An 11784-nucleotide genomic window follows, 5' to 3' on the forward strand; every position below is an offset into this window, starting at 1 on the left:
TAGACGAGTTTGGAAGGCTATAAATCGCTGCAGAGATTGGTGGGTTTTTGTCGGTCGCCAACTGCGTAAAACACCTTAGTCGAAAGGAGGATGCCCGCTTTGAGGAAAACTTTGGCGACGGCAACAACGGAAACGCCAATTGTGAGCCAATTTAAGCATTGGCGTTTCCCATACTATTTTGAATAGCTCCATAATTGTAAAGTGCACGAATTTTTACATGCAGTTTCTCACGTTGTTCATTGCGAGTTTTAGGCCACAGCACGAGATTATCGCTTATGCAGTTTTTTGGTGGGTAGGCATTCAACGAGGTGTTCGTCATTGAAAAACGCCGCTGCCAGTAACCAAAGGGGCTATCTAACCCCCTGGTATCAAGCCGGAGCTATTCGTCGTGAGTGCCATCATCTGTTATAGCGGATCTTGGCAATCCTGCAACGAAATCACGGGCGCTCTGCATCTGACTGACGACACCAAAGCTTTCGAGCTGCAGGAACTTGGAGCCAAATACTTCGGTTGGAATTTTCAATTTAAGCAAATCAAAGAAGTTTTCGTCGTGGGTTGAGATTATAATTTGCTTGTCGAAACGTAGCGAAATATTTCTAAGCAGATCGATTACCGCGAGCACGTTAATTGAATCCATCGATTGAATAGGATCATCAATCAGAATGGCGTCAAGCGAATTGCCCTTGTCGTCTTTGGCGTGCAGAGCGTTGGCCAGAAAAACGCTGAGGCTTAGAATATTAAGTTGTGCGGCACTGAAATACAGTATTGGCGAGATCACACCACCGAAATCATCCTTTATCACGATATTGAGCCCTGGCTGAGCACTATCGAAATCAGGAATAAAATCAACTTCTTTGAAAGAGGGGTGAGGATCAATTTTACTGTATATGGCGTTGATAAGATCAGAAAAAAAGAAAGATCCAATACGTTCCCGAAGTTCCGCGAAGACCAGTTCACGATCAGCTGACAGTTTCGAATCGACTAGCTGGTGTTCTAGGATTTTTTTATCAATCTCAGCAAGCCTTTCACGCAATACCAGGCTTTCCAGATAAGGTTTAAATGCTGCTAACTGGACTGTCAGTAGCTCAAGTCTGTCGATCTTCGTCGCTAAATAAGCGGATTGTTTAGCCGCGGCTTGAATTGCCATTTCAATTTTGGACTTGATGAAAGTTGGGTTGGGCTCAATATCTTCCCCTAACAGTCTGCTGAGGCTACCTAAGAAAGAGTCCACAACGAATGTTGCATCGCTGATAATTCTGGATACATCATCTTTCTGAGCGATTAGTAACTGGAAATCAATCCAGTTCCCGTCATCGAGCATGGTCTCGTGTAGCTCATGACATTGCGCAGACAAAGCCTCCATTTGAGTTGAGCTCTCATGGGCAGAGCGTTCGAGATTGGCCCGTTTCTGGAAGCAATGTCCCTGAAGGTGACCGAAGTCCCGTACCGCCTCTTTCGTTGCAAACGCTACAATTGTCTTGTTTTGTTCCTTTGCGGTGATGCCCGCCACAAGTAGGTGCAGCGCTTCTATACGATTACTGATTTTAACCATCTGAGCCTGCACATCAATAAGACGTTTATTGGCCAGGCTAAGCTGCTCTCGTTGTAAAGTGCTCGCATTAGAAAGACTGGCTAACTCCGCATCGATACGCGTGTGTAATTCATTGGAGTCTAAGCTCCAAACTCTAAGCTGCAGTGCTGCAATGGTTTGTTCAGTGGTACTGATTATTGTGGCAAGTGAATGGCATTCCTGTTCAACGGAATGGATTCGTGAGGATAGCTGGTTAAGTTGAGTTTTAATACCAATAATTTTCTTGCCAAGTCGATCCTTGGCTTCGGTCAAAGCTGAATCAACGAGGTATTTAAGTGAGATTATACGCGCTGCGATCTGCTCTAACTGAATCGCATTCTGCCTTTCCGCTTCAGTCAGGAGATCATTATTCCTGATCGCCGATGTGAGGGCGTCTGAAGAGGGGTGATTTGCTCGGCATAAAGGACAGTTATCGCTAGGCCAGCTAGCGAGGAAAGTCAGACCATGCGAAACCAACAGTTCTATTGCTTGTTTCTGCCGTGTAAGCGCCAACTGAGTGGTTCTGATTGCAAAGTCGTGCTTCTGCAGTAACTCCAGTTCCTGCTGAGCAGAATAAACTTCTTGAATGCGGGAGGGCGGTAGCTCAAAAAGAATGCCGTCCGGCCCTCTTAACGATTCTGAAGTGACGGGAAGCGCCGACAACTTATTCAGATTTAATGTAATACGATCCCGCTCTCCTTTGTCTATCTTAATGGAATCATGTTTTTTCTGGAGTTGAGATTGCAGCCCCAGCAAACCATCCTTATGCATTGAAATTTCTGAATAAATCGCTGAACTACCAGCTATCATTGATCGCAGGGCTAATGCACGCTGATCAGTCGCAGTCAGAGCATCCTGGCACTGTTTAACACTAGACTGGGCTGCATTTAAACTTAAAGAAATATCGGCCTTCTCATTAATTAATGCTTCTCGCTCACTGGTCGCCTTTTTTGACTCCGATTCGTCGGTTAGAAAGCCAGGGATGAACTTTTCAATAGCGTCCAGCTCTGTCAACTGCGCAGTGTATTGTTGCCAATCTTTCTGGTTTTTATCATAGGCGGCAGAAAGAGCCTGATAATGCTGAGAATCAGTAGCGCCCTTGGTCAGAAAGGTAAACCTGGAGCTTTGCTCAGTAATTACATCTAGATTGAGCTGAAACTCTTCCAGGCGGGATGCTTGCTCTAATAATGACCTTTCCTTTTGTCGCTCTACCGCACAGCTGGACGACAACGCGTGTTTGCGTTCAATGATCGAGCTAACGAGCTTGTATTCCGCGCTTGAATCGAATGCTTCAGTGACAAGCGAGATCGATTCACCCTCGTTGTTCAAACTTTCCGCTAAAGAATTGAATTTCTCAAAGATCGTTGGGTCGACTGGAGCTTTAAGGCGTTTTTTGACATCCGATTTCTGCTTTCGAAGACTGTCCAAGGTCATCTTGTTTTCGGTGAGAATCGCCGTGATCTCAGTGCGCAGCGCCTCGGCCTCGCCACCGAAATGCTGCATAAAGAGCTGATATCGCTCTTGCGGCTTTGCCTCTCTCAGAAAACGATCAATAGCATCTTGCGAGAGAATGATTTTCTCAAAACCCTTCCCTTCTTTTCCATTTTTATTCTTGGTTGGTCCAAGATTCAGATCCATGGAGTTGGATCTCAATTTCGGAAGCGACCTTGGAAAATCCCCACGCGTGGTGATTACTTCCACCCGAGTGATAATATGATCCGGCACATCCTTATTGCGGAGGATTTTCAACGGAACTTGATCTTGCTTGGTCCCCCGGGCGGCACTATGATTATTTTTCTTATTATGCTCTGCTGTGTATCTTTCCAAGTTTGCTGTAAATGCCCATTCCACTGCATCGTAAAACGAGCTTTTCCCAAATCCATTGGGAGCATACAGCGCGACAAAATTTGAGGGAGTGTCGTCATCGAGGGTAAAGTCGAAAATTCCATCCTTTCTGAATTTATAGGCACGAAAGCCTTCGATCTCAACTTTCTTTATTTTCATTTTGCCTATAGTACTCGACTAGTTTACTCACGATCTCGCCTCTTTTATCTTTCGACTTGCTTGTCGAGTCAATAGGCGCATTTTTGATCAGCGGCGCGATGGCAAGTTTGATGTTTGAAATTGGAGATGGGGTGGTTTTCCGCAATTCGAGATCTGCGCCAAGCAACTCTATATTGACTTTGGTCTCGACTTCCTCAGTGGTTAGCTGTTTTCCTAGCCCATCTAGGACTATTTTCCTCGCCGCGTAACGGTCATTCTCAATGACATATTTGTCTCGAATATCTACCGAATCTGGGCACAGCATTACCAGATATATGTTCCACTTAGAGAAACGGGCTTCAGGCTTGAACCTAACAGAAATGATGCTCTGGAGCGCCTTCCACTTCGCAACCAGTTCCTGAGGGGAGTCAAACCAGCAGACTATGCAATTTATGAAGCTCAGTTCATCAGCGGAAAACAGCTCGAATCTCAAACCCTCAAATTCAGAGGTTAAAAAATCGAGATCATGATCCTTCTTTGATAGCGCGATCATAATACTCCTTGAATATCGCCAGCTGTTGGCCGGACGAAGACCTTCCATATTCTCGGTGCTTGTCCAGCACGAGTTTATTACGCAAACCTTTCAGATGCGCGAAAGAATAAGTTTTTACAATGTCGCCGTGGGCGCTGTCGATTCGAGTCATCGCTCTGAAATTCGGTGAAGAAGCAATATCATCGAGTACGTCCTGGATATCTTCGGCACCAGGCAAATCCGCGGCGTTTTCCTGTGGACTATTTACGAGAATAGCACCGTTGGCATCCAGCATGTCTCTGGCGGACTTAATTAGATCTGATAGTTTCCACAACCAATTGTCATCGCTACAGGAGTACATGAAGCGGCGCCTACGATCCAGCGATTCTAGATAAGCCTCATCGATCACGTCAACAGCATCAAGTATTGAACAAACTACCGCGAACTCCAGGTAAGCGACCCAGAGGTCTCTATCCAATACTGTCGAATCAGGCTCTTTATCACCTAGCAGCAACTCTCGTTTATACCGTACCATCAAGTCATGAGGCGCTGGCATATTCTGCTCTATTAACCACTCAGCCAGTTGACCAAGTTTCAGCCTCAGCTTCTCAACGTTCCCCGGGTTTGCAGCGTTAAAGTGAAAAATATCGCTCTTTAAATTAGAGAAGCATCGCATGTAAAAAGGAGCCATCTTTGCTAGCTGATTGGCTTCTATAATCTGATCGAAACACTCCATGGAATGGCATCGAATTCGACCGTAACGCGCGTCGGCATCTTCGTCATCCATCCGGGCTTCTATCCCCCACAGAAATGGATGGCCTCCTCGGATGCAGTAGACACCACCGCCTGACATACCTTCGATGGATTCCTGGCTTGGGCTGTTGTCCAAATTGCAGACAATAAGCTGATGAGCTTGATCGTTAGATGTACCTGTATAAATCTTGTACGGCCTATCCGAGCCAACGTTCGACCTAGGATAGCCTACGTACGAGATCCTAGATCCGGCGTCTAGCTCTCCTCGCCATATATGTTGTGAAATATCAGACTGATACTCGACTTTTATAATCGAGCAGTCATAGTCTGGATGACGATAGGGAACACCAATAATGTTTAATTCCTGACCGTTGCGATTTACAACAATTGGATCACCGATAACGTGGTGTGCTGTCAGAACATAACTGAAAGCTGGTGACAGGGCGCTCACTAGCACTCCGCTACCGCTATTAACCTTAACTGCATACGAAATAATCGACTCATCAGTAGTCATTAAAAAATAAACTCTTGATTGAGTCCCACTAGACGCCCAGGATAGGAATTTTTTTCTTCGGGCAGGTGCAGTTCTCTAATGATTTTTTCGTAATTGAAATATATTGTCGCATTGGTTGCTGCTAGAATCCTGGCGATAGCTCTCTTATTTGGGAGTCCGTGGATCGCACCGTTAGTAGAGATGATGAATCGAGTACTCTCTATCAACTCTAGAAAAACTCGGCTTGTATTGTACTGGCTCCCGTGATGTGAAACCTTGACTAGGTCTACGGGTAGTTTGGATTCGGGGCTGTAGCCTAAAGCGTGTAACTCCGAAACCACCACTCCATCATGAGCGTCGCCCAGAAAAAGCATAGTAGCGTCGTCGGCTCTAAGAATGAATGCGATGGAACTTCCATTGGCGATAGACGTGTCCGACTCAAATGAATCTTTTGCCAGTATCTCTTCGAAACTCAATTGGTAGTCGGTCGCAACGGAAGTCTCAGCAGGGCTCTTTTCCTCCGGCCAGATGCACAGAAGTCTCTTAAGGGCAGCCTCATCAGGAGAAAGCACATCGAAAGTGAAAGGGCCGCTTTTGATCGTCTGACCAGCCCGAATCAATGGTGCACGCTTGCAACCAACTTCCTTCAACACGGCCTCAAGCGACCTGCCTTGTTGCACACTGGTATCAGGCGAGTTCATGCCTAGGCGAACATTGTTCTCGGGGATATCTAGTGTGTTGAAGTAGTCAGTGATCAGCTTTGAGGAATTGAACCATATGGATTTGACCATCTCGCTCAGATAACCCGGCGCCTTGAATGCTCTCAAGAATCCGCCAATGTGATCGTCGTCAATATGGGTCAGGATAGCCAAATCAATGCATTGGCCCTTCGTTTTCAATTCGTCAAGAACGACGCAAAGGGCTCCCTTGTGCCTCGCTGGTGCTCCCCGCTTGAAAGTGGCCGAATTTCCACCATCGATCAGCAGGTTAAACACACCATCAGGACCTTCATGCGTGACGAGGATGCAGTCACCATGGTTGGCTTGCAGGACGCGTACCTTGATGCTCATTCAAACTCCCTGTATCGCCCAGCCCCACAGCGGAGGATCGATTATCAAAACGCCACTAACATAGCGCTTCGCGAGATATCTTCCAAGAGCTCTGATTCCAATGCGATCAAATTGCGAGCGCTAGATCAGCGCATAGCACAGTTACACCAAAGACCTTATTCAGAGGCGTTGAGCAGCTACAGTCACTCACAACGATGAGCTTGAGCAGATGGGGAAGCTAGTGACACCAAGGGCGAGGATGGAGCAAAGCGCGTCCTAGGTCATGCCAGAGCGGCTGATTTCTGAATGAAAAACCGATACATTGCCTCCCATGGCCTAGCAATTGGACAGTTCACAACTAGTGGTTAGAGCCTTGGGGCAATTTTTTTCATGCCGCTCATAGGCTTTTAGGCTGCCGTTCGGCGTTGTGTTGCCGTTTTTACCCTAGTCTTTGACCCTCCGTCTTTTCTTGCATCTATTCGATATACGTTGAAAGATACTTGCTGCCTCACCCTCCGTTTAAGCTCTAAATGAACGGATTTATTGCATCACTGCCTGATGCGCGCTCACCTATCGACGTGTGCGGTTCCAGATTATTGACCTGAGTAGCATTAATGAGTGTCCACGAGCTTGTTGGGGATCTAGAGAAAAAACTACGGTTTTATAATCAACCCCTGCCTCCTGATAATCCCTCCAAGGCCGCTTCGTATCATCAGATACTAGCCAATTTATTGTTTTGTGCCGACATCTATCCTTTGGCGCTCACCAAAGAAGTAGTGCGTAGATTGTTGGAGAGCAAACTGCCGTGGCCGACGCACGATGGCGGACATGAATCGCTATCCATAAGCGTCTCGCTTGATGAGCTGCTGAAACTGCGAGTCATTACGTTCTCTGCGGGGTTACTGGAGATGGTCCGCCTGGTCAGCCCTGAAGAGGACATGCCTGAAAAACTCAAGAGTCAACTCGAAGCGCTAGCGTTTCTGGATCGAATCCGCCGGGGAGATGGTCTCGTTCAGCCGTATGTAAGGGTCTTGCGGAGTAAGGTGGATACATCGCACCTGCTTATGCTAGCTGACCATCTGGAGCCGATGGGGGACGGTGTAAGTGTCTCGGTAACGATGGACGATATTGTCGGTGTTGGCAGAGCGCTCTGGAAAATGATGCGAGACCGGTCACGGAATTCCCAGAGAGTGTTCTTAAACTGGATGGTCAAGATGGCCATTTCATCTGGGCACTACTTTATTTTTGACATCTTTCCTCGCGGTTGCCAAGAACAGGACGACTTTCTTGACATCATGCTGGAATTTATTTTGGCGGATGATTCACTTCGGGACACCTGGCAAGACTGCGCTATCGATGTCGCACTGGCAAGCAACAGGCTCGACATCCTTGCCTATGACGCTGGGCCTCCAATGTCGTTCACAGCAACACCGAAAGATGATGTTGTTCCAGAAACGAAGGGGAATGTCGTTCGGGCGTACTGCAGCGAGCTTGATATCAGGCAATTGAACTGGATCCTGGACGATTTGGCACGTCGAGCGCCGGTCGATGCGCTGGATATGATGGATTGGTGGGTGGATGCGCAAAGAGGCAGATACTCGGACTATGGCTATCTCTTCCATATGGTTCTGGCCATAGTGAAAAACGAACGGTTATCGCATAGCTCACATTCGTCTTTTCTACGCACTCAGCAGCTTGTATCACTGATCTATCAGTCGCCCCGAATGGCGAGATACCTGCTGGTTGAGGTGAACCTCACCAAGTATTTCTGTTTCCTGCTGTCCGAGCTCGGCACAAGCCACCTAGGGTTTATTAAGATCTACAAGGAAGCATCGCGTATCCTTCTGAATCTATCCGATGCTGTCGACTTTTCACACATCTGGAAGGGTGTGCTGGTGGAACAGGCGCTACATATCTATTCAATCGTTCATTCATCTGGGGTGAATGAAAACGCACCAGAGGCTATTTGCAACATTCATGATTTGGTCGCGTGGTTGGTGGAACAAGAATTCGTTCGTTCTCCCAGCCGCCATATTTTCTCAGGCTCATTCGTTGAAAAGCTGAAAGCGGTGCTGGAGGAAATTCCTTACAGCGATGGCAACGGAGGTTTCCTCCTGGGGGACAGAGCCTCATCCACCGCATCCATCGTGATGAAACGTGGACGTACTCGCAACTATCGTCCAGGCGAGGTGCCTTTAGGCGAGTGGGTATTTTTATCTTGGTGCCTGGAGGGAATGGGGCCCGCAAGTATTGTTCACGACAAGAGTGTGCGGCAAAGGATTCAGGCGGCGGGCAACTACTTGATCCACGACTACCTAAAGGTACTTGAGGAAAAGACGGGGGAGAATGGTTCGGGGGGTGACGAACCTTTGGTATTTGATGAGCTGGGTTGGTGGTTGTTGAGTAAAACCAGTTCTGCTGGATTGTTCAGTCGATTCATTCACGTGATGGAGACCTACGAGCCGGTTATGGCTGTAGAAGATTCTTCTGATCGTCGAAAACTGGTCAGTGCTGCCCGGATGCATACTCGCGTGCTGCTGCAGATTCTAACCCGGGGTAACGAGAAGGGTATTCGGGATCAGGCCACGGAAGCACTGCTGCTTCTAGTGGAACGTTTTGGCTTTGACCCCCAATGCCTTTCGGGGATGTTCTCCGTCTTGAACGAACAGTCGGAATACACCCCCGTCAGGCTTTGGTTGGCGGTTGCCCGTGCCGCGAATGACTTCGATGACGAGAAATTCAGCCATCTCCTCCATATCCTGAAGGAAGAGCCCTGTACATTGGGTTGTCTGCTCAGGCTGTATTGCGAAACGGTGTCGGAGCAGAGAAGAACGCAGGTCCACGGCATACTAACTACCTGGCATGTAAGGGATGATGAGTTGTTCTGGACGCCCGAGATTCGTGCCATGTCAATCCTCGCGGCCAACAGTGGCCTTCCCCAAATCGCTAAGTACCTGGCGGATTATGGGCTTGAGAACGCGCGCGCACAGCACAGGGAGAGCTTCAAGACATTGTCGGATTTGTTCCGGTTGAAAGAAATTTTCGACACTGATGATCTCGTCGGTCAGGACAAGATCAACGTTCTTGTGAAGTGCAAGATTGACGTTGATGTGCATGCTGACACCGAGAAGGATGCATTTCGCGTCAGGAAAAACGAGTTCGAGTACTTCAAACGTTATCTCATCGCTCACGTGTTGATTGATATGGACCCTGACAAGGCTGTGAGCGACTTTACGAGGCTTTATAGAGAGCGCCGACAGCTCGAATACCTGATTGGGAAACTCAAGGCCAGCCTAGGTAAGATCAAGGCCGGTGGAGGTGGTCGAAAATCAGAATTCCAGAGGCTATATCAGGATTGGTACGCTGATTACAAAGCGTTGAAATTTCCCGAGCTGTCGGCTGCCGATCTTGCGATTGTGCTCGGCGTTCTGTCCGAGGCTGAGGATTCTTCGGGCTATCAGTACTACTGGAACCAGCTTTCTGATTTTCAACGAGCATCACCCGAAGTTGCCAAGGTGCATCGCGACTATCTGCAACGATACGGAGGAGCACTGCCTGTTGGACAATACCTCGACTTTTTTAAGAACATTCATGGCGAGACCCCTGGGCTGCTCGATGAATCGAGCATGAAAACCGAGCGAGATCTGTTGGGTAGTTGGCTGAAAAATGATGAACTGTCGACTGTTGTCGACGATGCAGTCAGCAGGAAACTGGCACTTCTACCGCATGGGCCCAACGAATACGATACCGACGAGATTGCAGAGACCGTCCTTTGCGATGTCAGGAAGGTTTGCGAGAGTTTACTCAAGAGAAAGAGCAATCTGAGGCGCCGTAAAAATGGCGGAAAGCAGGTCATGCCGCTCGATGAAGAAAACATGATAAACGATTGGTTGGTCGAGATCTGGCATAGCAGGGTTAACCGTTATGAATGGAGTGTGACGGATCAGTCTCGAATGGGCGCTTCGGGATCTCGGGGCGGAGTAGGCGAGGTGGATGCTGTTCTGTCAGGTCGCCATAGCACGCTTTCGATTCTTGAAGCGTTTCGTCTGGGGAGGAAGAACTCGAGCACAGTCGCTGAGCATTTGGACAAATTGGCGGGGTATAACACTGTCGGTGCTTCCGTGTTGTGCGTGGTGGTGTACTCGGTTGCTTCCAAGTTTGATGAACTTTGCAATTGGTACGAAGAAAAAGTCTTGAAGCATCGCTACCTAGGTTTCTCAGGAAAAAACTATGTTCCGCTGGAGAGGGTTGCGCCTGAAGATAAGCCGCATTTGAAAATTTTCAGAGAGGTAAAGATGGTTGATACGCGCAGTTCAGTCCATATTTACCATTTTCTCCTGGACCTGAAAAATGAGTAGCTCCACGTTTGCATTAGTCCGTCTTGCTCTGAGGACCGTTGCCAGTGTTAAGCTGGAAACTGATGTGATTTCTCACAAATAACGCTCATGATTTTCGAGTCATCGCTTCAGTTGCTCGGCCTACACATCGCCAATGTGTCCTCGCCATTTCGATACCCGCGACGAGCGATATATGCTATAGCCAAGAGAGCTTATGGTTTCACTTGTTTCGCAGAGCGCAAGGGATGCAATGTCGAGGATCTACACCTATCTGAACTCAATCAGCTCTGGTCAGCCGATCAACTTTGAGGCTTTTGCTAAGGAATTGAAGAAGCATGGCAAAGGTGCTGGCTATCTGTTCGATACGTTTTCAACGTCGAAAATTGGAAAGAGCAGCTATCAGGTGGCTGTCTTGCGTGAGGATCGCTTTGCGGAGCTGATTCGTGAACACGCTCCATCAGAAGTTGCGGGTCGTATTGGTGCTGCTTTGGACGGAAGTAGCCACGCAGCAGCAGTAAGCGGCTCGCTTTTGATAACACGAAGCATGGTCCATCCTCATCCAAGCGTAGTTCTTCTGAGCAAGCATGGATGGGAAGCACCTAACACTCTCCGGCCAGCGGCGTTGCTGGTGGAAAATCTCGAGAATTTCCTAGCTCTCAAACAGACCGTCGACATCCTGGCCGACTGTGGCGTAGCTGAGCAAAGTGAAAGTTTCGATGTCATTTTCAGCGCCGGTAATCAGATCACCAACAGACTGAATATGCCATTTCTCAGCCAATACCAGAGGCTGTACTGCCTTTTTGATGTCGACTTAGGTGGACTGACAATGTATCGAACCCTTCTCAAAGGGCTGCCAGACGGGCACCGGGTCGTGTTTGTGTACCCTGATGATATCGCACACCGGTTAAGCGCTTCCAAATACTCACTAAATCAGCAAACGAGACAAGATCTCCTTGAGTTCGTTGGTCTATCCAAGGAAACCAATGAGCTGATCGGACTTATGCGAGACAGCCAAAAAGCGCTAGAGCAGGAAACCTATTTGATGTCGACAACGACAAGGGACTGAT

At 48.0% G+C, this 11784-nt stretch carries 6 protein-coding genes; 2 read left to right on the forward strand and 4 right to left on the reverse strand.

Annotated elements, in window-relative coordinates:
- Nucleotides 1-379: 379 nt before the first annotated feature.
- From AACY19_RS14345 to AACY19_RS14360, 4 genes are read right to left on the reverse strand one after another with little or no spacing between them, the layout of a single operon-like run.
- A complete protein-coding gene (locus AACY19_RS14345) occupies nucleotides 380-3574 on the reverse strand; it encodes an AAA family ATPase (protein ID WP_339451158.1) in 3195 nt (1064 codons plus the stop codon).
- A complete protein-coding gene (locus AACY19_RS14350) occupies nucleotides 3555-4106 on the reverse strand; it encodes an ABC-three component system middle component 1 (protein WP_184336804.1) in 552 nt (183 codons plus the stop codon). Before AACY19_RS14350 ends, AACY19_RS14345 begins: the two co-directional genes overlap by 20 nt.
- Nucleotides 4078-5352, reverse strand: a complete 1275-nt coding sequence (locus AACY19_RS14355) for an ABC-three component system protein (RefSeq protein ID WP_339451167.1) — start codon at nucleotides 5350-5352, stop codon at nucleotides 4078-4080. The genes AACY19_RS14350 and AACY19_RS14355 overlap by 29 nt, the downstream gene beginning before the upstream one ends.
- On the reverse strand, nucleotides 5352-6401 hold the full coding sequence (locus AACY19_RS14360) for a ComEC/Rec2 family competence protein (protein WP_339451169.1): 1050 nt from the start codon (nucleotides 6399-6401) through the stop codon (nucleotides 5352-5354). Before AACY19_RS14360 ends, AACY19_RS14355 begins: the two co-directional genes overlap by 1 nt.
- Nucleotides 6402-6994: 593 nt before the next feature.
- On the opposite strand from AACY19_RS14360, the gene AACY19_RS14365 reads away from it, so the two are divergent.
- Both AACY19_RS14365 and AACY19_RS14370 read left to right on the forward strand, forming a co-directional pair.
- Nucleotides 6995-10738 carry a hypothetical protein gene (locus AACY19_RS14365; protein WP_339451171.1) on the forward strand — a complete coding sequence of 1248 codons (3744 nt, stop codon included), beginning with the start codon at nucleotides 6995-6997 and terminating at the stop codon, nucleotides 10736-10738.
- A gap of 193 nt (nucleotides 10739-10931) precedes the next feature.
- Nucleotides 10932-11783, forward strand: coding sequence for a hypothetical protein (locus AACY19_RS14370; RefSeq protein WP_090473897.1), 852 nt, complete (start codon nucleotides 10932-10934; stop codon nucleotides 11781-11783).
- Nucleotide 11784: the final 1 nt, after the last annotated feature.

This window comes from Pseudomonas sp. EA_5y_Pfl2_R50, from assembly GCF_963970475.1.
Taxonomy (GTDB): Bacteria; Pseudomonadota; Gammaproteobacteria; order Pseudomonadales; family Pseudomonadaceae; genus Aquipseudomonas.